This window comes from Georgenia sp. Z2081 (genome assembly GCF_055326445.1).
In genome coordinates this window covers 710,222-723,100 of record NZ_JBUZNK010000001.1, presented here as the reverse complement: position 1 = coordinate 723,100, position 12,879 = coordinate 710,222, and the positions used below count along the sequence as shown (strand labels likewise).

Annotated in this window: 11 protein-coding genes; 3 read left to right on the top strand and 8 right to left on the bottom strand. The window is 72.1% G+C overall.

All coding sequences use genetic code 11. The features are described 5' to 3' along the window. The first annotated feature begins 139 nt into the window (after window positions 1-139). Window positions 140-577, top strand: coding sequence for a septum formation family protein (locus ACZLKG_RS03435; protein ID WP_463647970.1), 438 nt, complete (start codon window positions 140-142; stop codon window positions 575-577). A gap of 116 nt (window positions 578-693) precedes the next feature. Here ACZLKG_RS03435 and pstB read toward each other — a convergent pair whose 3' ends face one another. From pstB to ACZLKG_RS03395, 8 genes are all read right to left on the bottom strand, one after another. Beyond that, on the bottom strand, window positions 694-1,473 hold the full coding sequence (pstB, locus tag ACZLKG_RS03430; RefSeq protein ID WP_463647969.1) for a phosphate ABC transporter ATP-binding protein PstB: 780 nt from the start codon (window positions 1,471-1,473) through the stop codon (window positions 694-696). Between the two features lie 90 nt (window positions 1,474-1,563). Then, window positions 1,564-2,790 carry a phosphate ABC transporter permease PstA gene (gene pstA / locus ACZLKG_RS03425; RefSeq protein WP_463647968.1) on the bottom strand — a complete coding sequence of 409 codons (1,227 nt, stop codon included), beginning with the start codon at window positions 2,788-2,790 and terminating at the stop codon, window positions 1,564-1,566. After that, entirely contained in the window at window positions 2,787-3,914 is a 1,128-nt protein-coding gene (locus ACZLKG_RS03420) for a PstC family ABC transporter permease (protein ID WP_425707754.1), read from the bottom strand. Before ACZLKG_RS03420 ends, pstA begins: the two co-directional genes overlap by 4 nt. A 141-nt stretch (window positions 3,915-4,055) precedes the next feature. Further along, window positions 4,056-5,291 carry a PstS family phosphate ABC transporter substrate-binding protein gene (locus ACZLKG_RS03415; protein ID WP_463647967.1) on the bottom strand — a complete coding sequence of 412 codons (1,236 nt, stop codon included), beginning with the start codon at window positions 5,289-5,291 and terminating at the stop codon, window positions 4,056-4,058. Window positions 5,292-5,599: 308 nt separating this feature from the next. Continuing rightward, window positions 5,600-6,580, bottom strand: coding sequence for an NUDIX hydrolase (locus tag ACZLKG_RS03410; RefSeq protein ID WP_463647966.1), 981 nt, complete (start codon window positions 6,578-6,580; stop codon window positions 5,600-5,602). Next, complete coding sequence (locus ACZLKG_RS03405) at window positions 6,577-8,946, bottom strand: RNA degradosome polyphosphate kinase (protein ID WP_463647965.1); 2,370 nt, start codon at window positions 8,944-8,946, stop codon at window positions 6,577-6,579. Before ACZLKG_RS03405 ends, ACZLKG_RS03410 begins: the two co-directional genes overlap by 4 nt. 480 nt (window positions 8,947-9,426) lie before the next feature. Then, window positions 9,427-10,401, bottom strand: a complete 975-nt coding sequence (mshD, locus tag ACZLKG_RS03400; protein ID WP_463647964.1) for a mycothiol synthase — start codon at window positions 10,399-10,401, stop codon at window positions 9,427-9,429. A 142-nt stretch (window positions 10,402-10,543) separates the two neighbouring features. Beyond that, entirely contained in the window at window positions 10,544-11,188 is a 645-nt protein-coding gene (locus tag ACZLKG_RS03395; protein ID WP_463647963.1) for a hypothetical protein, read from the bottom strand. Between the two features lie 267 nt (window positions 11,189-11,455). Between ACZLKG_RS03395 and ACZLKG_RS03390 the strand changes: the two genes are divergently transcribed. After that, the gene (locus ACZLKG_RS03390) at window positions 11,456-12,277 is read left to right on the top strand and encodes a transglutaminase-like domain-containing protein (protein ID WP_463647962.1); all 822 of its coding nucleotides are present in this window, start codon (window positions 11,456-11,458) and stop codon (window positions 12,275-12,277) included. A gap of 1 nt (window position 12,278) precedes the next feature. Then, entirely contained in the window at window positions 12,279-12,875 is a 597-nt protein-coding gene (locus ACZLKG_RS03385) for an NUDIX hydrolase (RefSeq protein ID WP_463647961.1), read from the top strand. Window positions 12,876-12,879 lie beyond the last annotated feature (4 nt).

Here is a 12,879-nt window from a genome sequence, read left to right as displayed (position 1 = left end):
GGCACGAGGGGTGCGCCGACCGGCGCGAGATGGGGCGAACTGCCCGGCGTGCGGGGCCAGGAACGCCGACGGTTACCGATATCCTGCCGGAGGCCTCACCGCCACCGACCTCTCCCCCTTTCCGGAAGGACCCCGATCCATGCGTGCCATCCACGCCCGCCGAGCGGCCGCCGTCGCCGCCGCGGCCCTCGCCGTCCCGTTCCTCGCCGCCTGCGGCTCCACGGTTCAGCAGTTCGAGGTCGGCGAGTGCCTCGACCTGTCCGATGCGACCGGCGGCACCGTCTCCGAGATCCCCACGATCGACTGCGAGGACCCGCACACGGGCGAGGTCTACTACGTCCACACCTTCGCGGACGGCGACTTCCCCGGGGAGTCGCAGGTCGCGACCGAGCTCGAGACGGCATGCGCGGACGAGTTCGAGGGCTACGTCGGCACCGACTACGCCTCCAGCCAGTACATGGTCCAGCTCCTCACCCCGACCCCGGAGACCTGGGACGAGGCCGACGACCGCGACGGCATCTGCATCCTCTCCACGAGCGAGGACACGACCGGCTCCGCCCAGGGCTCGGCGAGCTGACGACGCGGTAGCGCAGCGCGAACGGCGCCGCACCCACGAGGGGTGCGGCGCCGTCGTCGTGCAGGGCCGTTCGCGCGACCGCGCTCGGTGCGGGACCGGCTCGGTGCGGGACCGGGTCAGCCGAACCGGCCGGACACGTAGTCCGAGGTCTGCTGGTTGGCCGGGTTCTGGAAGATCGTCTCGGTGACGTCGTACTCGATGAGACGGCCGGGCTTGCCGGTGCCCTGGATGTTGAAGAAGCCCGTCTTGTCCGACACGCGTGCAGCCTGCTGCATGTTGTGCGTGACGATGACGATCGTGTAGTTCTCCTTCAGCTCGGCGATGAGGTCCTCGATCGCGAGCGTGGAGATCGGGTCGAGCGCGGAGCAGGGCTCGTCCATCAGCAGGACCTCAGGCTTGACCGCGATGGCGCGGGCGATGCACAGGCGCTGCTGCTGGCCGCCCGAGAGCGACGAGCCCGGGCGGGCCAGGCGGTCCTTGACCTCGTTCCACAGGTTCGCTCCGCGCAGGGAACGCTCGACGAGTGCCTCGGCGTCGGACTTGGAGATCTGGCGGTTGTTCAGTCGCACACCCGCCAGCACGTTGTCCGCGATCGACATCGTGGGGAACGGGTTGGGCCGCTGGAACACCATGCCGACCATGCCGCGCACGTCCACGGGGTCCACGCCCGGGCCGTAGAGGTTCTGGCCGTCGACGTTGACCTCACCGTCGACGTACGCGCCGGGGATGACCTCGTGCATGCGGTTGAGCGTGCGGAGGAACGTCGACTTCCCGCAGCCGGACGGGCCGATGAGGGCCGTGACCGAGCGGGGCTCGATGGTGACGGTGACGTCCTCCACCGCCTTGAAGGAGCCGTAGAAGATGTTGAGGTCCTTGACCTCGATGCGCTTGGACACGCGGTCAGATCCTTCCGTGGGGGGCCGGGCCGTTGACGGCGCGGTCGGTGCTGGTGCCGGTGGTGGCGGGTGAGAGCGTCATGGTGCCGCTCACTTCTCGCCCTTGGGGGCGAACATCGCCGCCACGAACCGGGCGATGAGGTTGAAGACGAGGACGATGAAGATGAGGACGAGCGCGCCGCCCCACGAGGCCTCGAAGTCGCCGGTGCGGAACGTGTTGTAGACGTACACGGGCAGCGTCATCATGTAGTTGTCGAACGGGTTGTAGTTGAACACGTCCGTCGACATCGCGGTGATCATCAGCGGGGCCGACTCACCGATCACGCGGGCGACGGCGATGACCACGCCCGAGATGATGCCCGCCACCGACGTGCGGAGCACGACCTTGACGATGGTGAGCCACTTCGGCACGCCCAGCGCGTAGGACGCCTCGCGCAGCTCGTTGGGCACGAGCCGGAGCATCTCCTCGGTGTTGCGCACGACGATCGGCGTCATGAGCACGAGGAGCGCGACGGCACCCATCGCACCCGAGCGGTACGCCGGGGCGCTGTCGAACCCGAGCTGGCCCATGATCATCGTCAGCATGGCGACGGCGAACAGACCCGCGACGATCGACGGGATGCCGGTCATGATGTCGACGAGGAAGGTGACGGCGCGGGCGAACGGACCCTTGCCGTACTCGACGAGGTAGATCGCGGTGAAGATGCCCAGCGGGATCGCGGCCGCGGCCGTGAGCAGGGTGACGTAGAACGTCCCGACGATCGCGTGGCCGAGACCGGTCTCCACCGTCTCGATCGACGCGCCCACGTTGTTGTGCGTGAGGAAGCTCCAGGAGATCGCCTCCCAGCCCTGCTGCACGGACGTCCACAGCAGCGAGATCAGCGGCAGGAGGGCGACAAGGAACGCGCCGGTGATGACGGTCGTCGCCACCCGGTCGCCGCCGTAGCGACGCCCCTCGTAGAGGTAGGCGACGACGATCATGACGAGGACGTACGTGACGACGGCGTAGAGCCCGATCGTCAGGAGCGGGAGCGAGTACTGCGCCTCACGATCCGGGTCCGACCAGGTCTCGACGGCGGGTGCGAACGTGTCCGTCCGCATGCCGAAGAAGATGCCGACCGCCAGCGCGAACGCGATGACGACCCACTGCACCCACCACGGCAGGCGGCGGCCGTGGCTGCGGATGGAGGGGCCGCCGGACGGGACCGGCGGACCGTCGCCGACCCGCCTGCCGAGCGCCGCCCCGGCGTTGGTCGTCAGCTGCTCGTTGGCTGCTCCCCCGCTCCCGACGGGTCCGGTGCTGTCGGTGTCGCTCATGCGTTGGCTCCCGAGAACTCGGCGTACCGGGCGACGATGGCCCGGGAGATGTAGTTGACGACGAACGTCAGGATGAAGAGCATCAGGCCGATCGCGATGAGGACGTCCTGGCCGGCGACCGGGTCACCGGTCGCGTGCGCCTCGGGGAAGGACAGCGCGATCTGCGAGGCGATCGTCGCGTGCTGCCCGGGGGACATGAGCCAGAAGTTCACGGCGAGGCCCGGCGAGAGGACCATGAGCAGCGCCATCGTCTCGCCGAGCGCCCGGCCCAGGCCGAGCATCGAGGCGGACACCATGCCGGAGCGGCCGAACGGCAGCACCGTCTGCTTGATCATCTCCCAGCGCGTGGCGCCCAGCGCGAGCGAGGCCTCCTCCTGCAGGCGCGGGGTCTGCAGGAAGACCTCGCGGCACAGGGAGGTGATGATCGGCAGGATCATGATCGCGAGGACGAGCCCGCCCATGAGGATGTTGCGGGCCGGCGGGGTGAAGTCGAACAGGAACGGCGACAGCGGCCACCACTCGAAGTTCTCGGCCATGTAGCTGAGGCCGGGGATGCCGCCGTACCACTGCTCGGGGTCCTGTCCGGCGTCGGCGTCACCCCAGTTGCCGGCGATGAGCTCGAGCACGGGCGTGAACGTCTCGGACACCCAGGTGAAGGCGGGGCGCAGCAGCGGCTCGAGCAGGCGCATGCCCCACAGGCCGAAGACGACCGAGGGGATGGCGGCGAGCAGGTCGATGACGTAGCCGAGCGCGGACGCCATGCGGCGCGGGGCGTAGTGCGAGATGAACAGCGAGATGGCGATCGCGAACGGCACCGCGATGATGAGCGCGAGGACCGAGGCGAGCAGCGTGCCGAAGATCGTGATGCCGGCGTAGGCCCAGAAGCCGTTGCCGCTCGTGAACGGTGCCGCGGCGGCCACGTCCTCCGAGCTGGAGGTCAGCGCGGGGATCGACTGCAGGAGCAGGAAGAGCGCGACCGCTCCGAGGACCGCGACGATGACTGCGCCGGCGCCGAAGGAGATGCCGGTGAAGACGCGGTCGCCGGTGCGGACCCTGCCCCGGGTGACGCGTCGGTCCGGGGGGCGGTTGTCCGTGGGTTCGGAGGTCTTGACAGGTTCTGACACGCGAGGCTCCAGTCGCCGTGGCGGTGGGGTGGGCCGGCCGCGTCCGGCCCGGGGGGACCTGACGGGCCCGATCGTACGGGGAACGCGCGCCGACGGTCCGGCCCCGACCGGGGCCGGACCGTCGGCGTGGTCAGGCGTGCGTCAGCCGGCCGAGATCTGCTCGATCGCCGCGTTGACGTCGCCGCGGAGCTCGTCCGAGATCGGCGCGACACCGAACGCCTCGGCGGCCTCCTGGCCCTCCGCGGACGCGATGTAGGCGAGGAAGCCCTGGACGTTGGCGGCCTCGGTCTCGTCCTCGTACACCGTGCAGGCGACGTGGTACGAGATCTGGACGACCGGGTAGGCGCCCTCGATCGAGCCGTCGCGCTGGAGCGCGACGGTCAGCCGCGTGTCGCTCGCACCCTCGGCCGGCTCCGAGCCGTCGACGATGGCCGTGGCGGCCTCGGCCGAGTACTCGACGAACTCGCCGTCGGCGAGGCCGATGGACGCGGCGCCAAGGTCACCGATCTGCGACGCGTCGGCGTACGTGATCGCGCCCTCCGTGCCGGTGACGAGCTGGACGACGCCCGAGGTCGCCTGAGCCGACTGCGTGCCGTCGACCGGCCACACGTCGGACGGCTCGTGCTCCCAGCCCGAGCCCGACTCGTCCAGCCACTGCTGGAAGTTCTCCGTGGTGCCGGAGTCGTCCGAACGGTTGACCGGGATGATCGGCAGAGCGGGGAGGTCGGCGTCCGGGTTGTCGGCCACGATCTCCTCGGCGTCCCAGGAGGTGATGTCGCCGTTGAAGATGCCGGCGACGTTCTCCGGGGTGAGGTTGAGCGTGTCGACGCCCGGGAGGTTGAAGGCGATCGCGATCGGCGAGACGTAGGTCGGCAGCTCGACGATCGGGTTGCCGCCGCAGCGCTCCTCGGCGGCGGCGAGCTCGTCGCCCTCGAAGTAGGAGTCGGTGCCGATGAAGGAGACCTGGCCTCCGACGAACTGCTCGCGGCCCGTGCCGGAGCCCGTGGCGTTGTAGTTGACCGTGACGTCGGACAGCTGCCCGAACTGGTCACGCCACGCCTGCATCCCGTTCTCCTGCGAGGAGGCGCCCGAGCCGTTGAGCGTGCCCGAGAGCGAGGCGTAGTCGATGCCGAGGTCCTGGGCGCCGGACGCACCGGCGTCACCCCCGGCCTCGTCGGACTCGGTCTCGGACGGCGACTCTGCGCCGGCGTCCTCGGAGTCGGACTCCCCGGTGTCCTCCTCCTCCGAGGTCTGCTCCTCCGAGGTCTCCTCCTCGGTGGTGGGCTCGGCGTCGTCACCGCCACAGGCGGCAAGGGTCATGGCGACAGCGCCGACGGCGGCCAGGCCGGCCAGACGGCGGGAACCAGCAAGCTTCACGGTATTTCCATCCTCTACAAGTGGAGTCCGGTTCGGGAAAAGCCCGACCACGTGGGGACGTTAGGCACCGAGGGTGTACGGACGTCACGCCGGAGGTGAACAATCGATGAACTGCCCCAGTCACGTCAGTCACAACTTGACCATGGGTCGCGGCATGGCCGGGGGTTCTCGGACGCATGACGATGGGGCCCGTTCGCTGTTCCGGCCGCCGGTCGGGTCTCGGGCGGGCGGACGCGCGCTCACTCGCCGGGCGAAGGTCCGCTCACTCGCCGGGCGGACGCGCGCTCACTCGCCGGGCGAAGGTCCGCTCAGTCGTCCTCGACGGCGCGGACCCGCTCCACCGCGACGACGGCGGGGCCGTGCTTGGCACGCCGCGCGCAGTGCACCACGAGCATCTCCCCCGTGCGCAGGAACGGGTCCCTCGTCGGCACGGTCTTGCGCAGCCGGTTCGGCGCCCGGTCGAGCAGCGTCGCGACGACCGTGGGCAGCACCGGCCGGTGGGTGCAGATCGCGGTCGGACTGGTCGGGCGGCGCAGCGCGGCGTCCACCAGCGCCCGGACCGGTCGCTTGCGCCTCTCGTGGGCGGCCTCGGTCAGCTCCTCGTGCAGCTCGAGCTCGATCCCGCCCCGCTCCGCGTAGGGCGCGAGGGTGGCGCGGCACCGCTCCCACGGTGAGCTGACGAGGTGCTCGACCCCGTAGGCCGAGAACAGCGACCCCATCCCGATCGCCTGGACGGCGCCCCCCGCCGTCAGCGGACGGGTCTCCTCCTCGCCCTTCCAGGAGCGGCGGGTGCGCGCGCGGGCGTGCCGCACGAGCAGCACCGTCCAGGTGTCGAGCCGGGAGTCCTTCCACTGGTCGACGAGCTGGCCGAGGATCTCCCGGTCCTCGTCGTGCGCGAGCCTGCGCGTCGCCTCGCGCACGTTCACCCACTCGACCCGGTCGATCTCCGTGGCGAGCGCCGCCGGCGGGACCCGGCGCACGCGCGACCAGGCGCCGTCGGGCGTCTCCGCCGTCGCGGCCCAGTAGCTCACCTGCTTGCGCGCGCCCCCCGGCAGCCGGTAGCGCACCACGCCGAGCGGCTGCCCGACGACGACGGTCTCGCCCGTCTCCTCGGCCACCTCGCGGACCGCGCACTCCTGCAGCGTCTCGTGCGGGTCGAGGTGGCCCTTGGGGAAGCCCCACTCACGGTGCCGCGGGGAGTGCACGAGCAGGACCTCGAGCTTCTTGTTCCGCACGCGCCAGACGACGAGGCCCGCCGCACGGACGAGCTTGCGTCCAGACCCGCTCATCTCGAGCTCGCGACCCGCCGTCGCGCCTGGCGCATGTGGTGCTGCTGCACGTCGCGCAGGCGGTTGCCCTCGGCGTCGTGGGCGACCCGGGACCAGCCGTCCGGGCCGAGGCGCCAGGACGCCGTGTCGTCGGAGGCCGCGAGGTCGACGACCTCGATCAGTCGCTCCCGCTGGCCCGGGTCCACGATCCGGATGAGCGCCTCGACGCGGCGGTCGAGGTTGCGGTGCATGAGGTCCGCGGAGCCGATCCACACCTGCGGGTCGCCGTCGCCCGCGAACGCGAAGATCCGGGAGTGCTCGAGGAAGCGGCCGAGGATAGAGCGCACCCGGAGGTTCGCCCCCGTGCCAGGCAGCCCCACCTTGATGCCGCAGATGCCGCGCACGACCACGTCGACCGGAACTCCCGCCCGGCTCGCCCGGTACAGGGCGTCGATGAGTCGCTCGTCGACGATGGAGTTGACCTTGATCTTGATCCACGCCGGGCGTCCCGCCTCGTGGTGGGCGATCTCCCGGTCGATGCCCTCGAGCAGTCCCGGACGGATGTCGCGCGGCGCCACGAGCAGGCGGTGGTAGCTCGTGCTCGGCGCGTACCCGGAGAGCTGGTTGAACAGCCGGGTGAGGTCCTGCCCGACGTCGCGATGGCAGGTGAACATGCCGATGTCCTCGTAGCCGCGCGCGGTCTTGGGGTGGTAGTTGCCGGTCCCGACATGGCAGTAGCGGCGCAGCCCGTCCGCCTCCTGGCGCACGACCATCGACAGCTTGCAGTGCGTCTTGAGGCCGACGATCCCGTAGACCACGTGGACGCCGGACTCCTCAAGCTTGCGGGCCCACTCGATGTTGGCCTGCTCGTCGAACCGGGCCTTGATCTCGACGATCGCGAGGACCTGCTTGCCCGCCTCGGCCGCCGCGATGAGGGCGTCGACGATCGGGGAGTCGCCCGAGGTGCGGTACAGGGTCTGCTTGATGGCCAGGACCTTGGGGTCCGCGGCCGCCTGCTGGAGGAACTGCTGGACCGACGTGGAGAACGAGTCGTAGGGGTGGTGCAGCAGGACGTCGCGCTCACGGATCGCGGCGAAGATGTCGGTCGGGTTGGCCGACTCGACCTTCGCGAGGCCGGCCGCGGTCACGGGCACGTACTTCTTGAACTTCAGGTGCGGCCGGTCCAGGTCGTGGATGACGTTGAGCCCGGTGAGGTCGAGCGGGGCCGGCAGGCGGTAGATCTCCTGCTCGCCGATGCCGAGCTCGCGGGCCAGGAGGTCGAGGACCCGCTCGGAGATGTGCTCCTCGACCTCGAGCCGGACGGCCGCGCCGAACCGGCGCCGCGAGAGCTCCTTCTCCAGGGCCTGGAGCAGGTTCTCGGCGTCGTCCTCCTCGACCTCGAGGTCCTCGTTGCGGGTGACGCGGAACGTGTGGTGCTCGACGATGTCCATGCCCGGGAAGAGGGCGTCGAGGTGCTGGCCGATGATCTCCTCGAGCGGGACGTAGGAGGTGCGGCCGCCCGCGTCCTCCGGGACGTCCTCGGGCCGGTACGGGCGCCCCTCGGCGTCGACGGCGATGAACCGCGGCAGGAGGGCCGGCACCTTGACGCGGGCGAAGTGCTCCGTGCCCGTGCTGGGGTTGCGGACCAGGACCGCCAGGTTGAGCGAGAGCCCCGAGATGTAGGGGAACGGGTGGGCGGGGTCGACGGCCAGCGGCGTGAGCACCGGGAAGATCTGCGTGCGGAAGAACTTGTGCAGGCGCTCCTTCTCGCTGTCCGCGAGCTCGCCCCAGTGGAGGATGTCGATGCCCTCCTCGGCGAGCTTGGGCTGCACGTCGTCGAGGAAGACCTTCGCGTGGCGGGCCATGAGCTCCTGCGCCGAGGCCCCGATCCGGTCGAGCACCTGGCGCGGGCCGAGGCCGGACGCACCGGGGACGGCCATACCGGTGCTGATCCGGCGCTTGAGGCCGGCGACGCGGACCATGAAGTACTCGTCCAGGTTCGAGGCGAAGATCCCGAGGAACCAGGCGCGCTCGAGGATCGGCAGCTCCTGGTCCTCCGCCTGCTCCAGGACGCGCTGGTTGAACGCGATCCAGCTGAGCTCGCGGTCGGCGAAGCGGTCGTCGGGCAGGTCGTCGTCCTCCGCCGGCTCGTCCGAGACCTCGTCCGCGCCGCTACCCTGGATGACGTACGTCGGCGGGCCGGCCGCGGTGGTGGCGGCGCCCTCGGTGGCTCGCTCGTCGTCGGTGCCCTCCCGGCCGGGGTCCGGCTCCATCGGCGTCGGCTCTGCGACCAGCTTCCGCGCGGCTCGCGCCTCGGCGTCCTCGCGGTCCTCGTGCAGGTCGGGAGCGTGCTCGTCGGTGCCGTGCGGAGCGGAGGAAGAGCTCATGCGGACATCCAACCACCTGTCGCGGCGCCGCCGGGACGGCGTGCGCTGTGGGCTCGACTCATCGGCAGCGGGATCAGTGTTGGGTCGCGCCCGGCTTGACGCCTGCACGCCCGCACGCCCGCACACCCGCACACCCGCACGCACGCCCGCACGCACGCCCGCACGCCCGCACGCCCGCACGCCGAGGACACGGGATGTGCGTCGAGGACGCGGGGTACGTGCCGAGAGGACTGACGCCGGGGGGCCGCTCGACACCTCGCTCGTGTCCTCGGCAAGAACCCGCGTCCTCGGCGCGCGGTGGGGCAGCTGTGACTCTCCAGCGGGGGACCCGGCGCCGACCTGGACCCGACGGCCCCGCCCCAACGCCGACCTGGACCACTCCAGCCCGACCTCGACCGGTCCGGCTCGAACTGGACCGCTGCACGGTCAGGATCGGCGCACAAGAGTCCAGCTCGACGCGGTGACGCCCCGACGGCCGGCTCAGGCGTACTGGCTGTGCCGCTCGACGACGTCGAAGCCCTGCCTCTCGTAGGTCGCCAGCGCCGGCGCGTTGTCGCCCTCGACGTAGAGGTCGACCGCGGTCCGCCCCCGCGCCGCCACCTCGGCCAGGCCGACTGCGGTCAGGCCGCGCCCGAGTCCTCGCCCCCGCGCGACCGGGTCGACGCCGAGCACGTACAGCTCGGCCTCACCGTCGTCGCCGGGCTTCATCCAGATGAACCCGACCGGGTCGTCGGCCGCGCGGGCCGGCCCGTTCTCGTCCGCGACCTGCGGGTCGTCGTCCTCGTTCGTGCCCGGGTCGTCGGCCGTGCGCACCGGTCCGTTCTCGTCCGTGCCCGGCTCGTCGAACGCGAGGAGGAGGAGCTCCGGGTCGAACCAGGGCTGGGCGAGGCGCTCGTCGAGGTCGGCGCGCGTCATCCGGCCCTGCTCGGGGTGCGTGGCGAAGGCGCGGGCGTTGACGCGCAGCCAGGCCTCGGCGTGCCGTTCGACGTCGAAGGTCTCGATCCGCACACCGTCGGGAGCCGCGGGATCCGGACCCGGCTCGACGCGCGCGCCCATCCGCAGCAGCTCCCGCACCCGGTCGAGGCCGAGCGACGCAGCGAGCGCCTGCGCGCCGGGCAGGTCGCCGTGGGCCCAGACCGCCGGGCGCGACGCGGTGCCGTCGGCCGGGCTCCCGGCCTCCCGGGCGGCGACCAGCAGCTGGCGGCCGAGACCGCGCCGCCGGGCGGACGGGGCCACGACGAGCTCGCCGGAGCCGTCGGCGACCTGCGCGTAGGCGAGGAGGGCGCCGTCGTCGTCGGTGATCAGGAGATGGGTGGCGGACCGGGCCGATCCGGGCTCGAGGCGCAGGAGGGTCTGCTCGTCGAGCGGGGCGACCCCGTCCGCCTGCTCGGCCTCGGCGGCGAGCGCGCGGACGGCGTCGGCCTCCTCGTGGGTCAGCTCCTGCGCAGTGCGCATCGGTCGATCTCCTCCTGGGTGAGTGCGTCAGCGGGGGCCGTCGTGCGTCTCCGCCTGGATCCGTGCGTGAGCGGCCAGGTCCGACGTGCCTCGCTCTGGGTCGGTGGTCGAGACGCGAGCTGCGGGCTGCGGGCTGCCGGCCTCAGTCGAGCTGACCGCTGCCGTGCAGGGTGGCGGCGGCCTCGAGGTCCTCGGCGGTCGTGAGCAGCCCGCCTGCCCGCCGCGTGATCTCGAAGGCGAGGTCCGTGCCGTCGCCGTCGGTCTCCTCGTGGTCCGCGTGGAGCGCGGAGCCGGTCGCGAGCACGCGCAGGAACGCGGCCGCGCGGTCGAGCGCGACGGCGAGGTCCCCCGAGTACACCCCGGAGAGCACCTGGTCGACGACGCCGACCACGTCGTCCGGGCCGTTCGGCGCGGCGACCCCCGCGACGGCGCCTGCCACCTCGGCGCGGGTCAGCCCCTCGCGGTAGCGCGCGGCGACGGTGCCCGGATCGCGACGGACCCACTCGCGCAGCAGGTACAGGCGCCACAGGGCGCCCGGCAGCGTGACCGCCGGGCTGCGCGACCAGAGCTCGGCGATGGTGTCCAGCCCCTCGGAGTCCACGAGCGTGACCAGGCGGTCGAGCAGGTCGGGGTCGGTGCCCGAGTCGCGTCGTCCGCCGTCGACGATGAGCCGGGCGGTCGTGTGGGCGAGCTCGGATCTCGTGGCCGGGTCCTCGTCGCCCTCGATGCCCTCCGCCACGGCGGGGTCGAGCATCGCGGGCCGGCGGGGTCGTCGTGGTTCGTTCATGTCGACCTCCTTCGGCGTGCCCGGGGGTGGCCGGGCGACGGGCGTCCGGCACGGCACCGGGCGGCGGTCGGTCCATTGTCTCCCACGGGGGCCGTCCGGGCCTACGCGGTGCGCCGAGGGCGTCGTCCGGGACCACCGGTGGTGAGGTCGTGCCATGACTGGCGAGGTCGTGATTCGCAAGCACGACCTCGCCGACTCGCGCACGATCTCGCCGCGTCGCGCACCTCACTGCGTGAACCACCTCGCCGGGCACCTACGCTGATCTGCGTGCTGCGCACCGTCACCTCCCACCTCCAGATGACCACCCGCCGGGGTGCGTCCCGCCTCGCGTTCCTCGTCGCGGTGGCCCGTCAGCCCGGCCTCGACATCGATGAGCGCCTCGTCTGCCGGCTCGGCGACACCGAGCTCGAGCTCATCGAGTTCGTCGGCGCGCACGGCACCGTCACGCACGTCCTCGACCTCGGCGAGGACACCGAGCTCGGCGTGCCGCTGACCCTGGACTACGAGGCCCGCGTGAGCGGCAGCGGCGACCTCGGCGAGATGGACGAGCCCGCCGAGCTCCTCGCCTACCTACGGCCCTCGCGCTACGCGGAGTCCGACCGGCTGTTCCGGCTCGCGCACGCGGAGTTCGGCGGCCTGCGCGGCCTGGAGCTCGTCCGGGCCGTCGAGGCGTGGGTGTTCGACTCGCTCGCCTATGTGCGGGACTCCTCCCGGCCGACGGACGGGGCGGTCGAGACCATGCTCGCCCGCCAGGGAGTGTGCCGGGACTACGCCCACCTCGTGGTCGCCCTGCTGCGGGCGCTGGACGTGCCCGCGCGCGTGACGTCGGTGTACGCGCCGGGTCTGTCCCCGATGGACTTCCACGCCGTCGCCGAGGCCTGGCACGAGAACCGTTGGCACGCGATCGACGCGACCCGGCTCGCGCCCCGGCAGTCGCTCCTGCGGATCTCGACCGGGCGCGACGCGGCGGACAACGCCTTCCTCACCTCGCACGGCGCCGGCATCCGCTTCCAGACGCTGCAGGTCTCCGCGGTCGTGGACGGCGACCTGCCGGTCGACGACCGCACCGAGCTCGTCCAGATCGCCTGACGTGGGCACCCCGGACTTCGTTCTCGAGCTGCGCCGGCACGTCGGCCACGCCCTGCTGTGGATGCCGGCCACGACGGCGGTGGTCGTGCGCGACCGTGCGCACCGGCCTCCTCCCACCCCCTCCCCCGACGACGCCGCGGCCACGCCCGGGTCGCCCGCCCTGCGGCGCGAGGTGCTGCTCGTCCGGCGCGCCGACAACGGCCGGTGGACGCCGGTGACCGGGATCGTCGACCCGGGCGAGCAGGTGGCGGACGCCGCTGTCCGGGAGGTCCTCGAGGAGACCGGCGTGCGGGCGCGCGCCGTGCGGCTCGTCCGCCTGCACACGTTGGAGCCGATCACCTATGCGAACGGGGACGTCGCGCAGTACGTCGACGCGACGTTCCGGTGCGAGTGGGTCGCCGGCGAGCCGTACCCGGCCGACGGGGAGAACACCGAGGCGCGCTGGTTCGACCTGGACGAGCTGCCTGAGATGGGCGAGGAGATGCGCGTCCGCATCGACGCCGCGCTCACGCCCGAGCGGCCGGCGCGGTTCACCGGCGGGGACGCCCCCGCACCGCACCGGGGCTCCCCTGGCGAGGACGCCCCCGGCCCGCACTGACGAC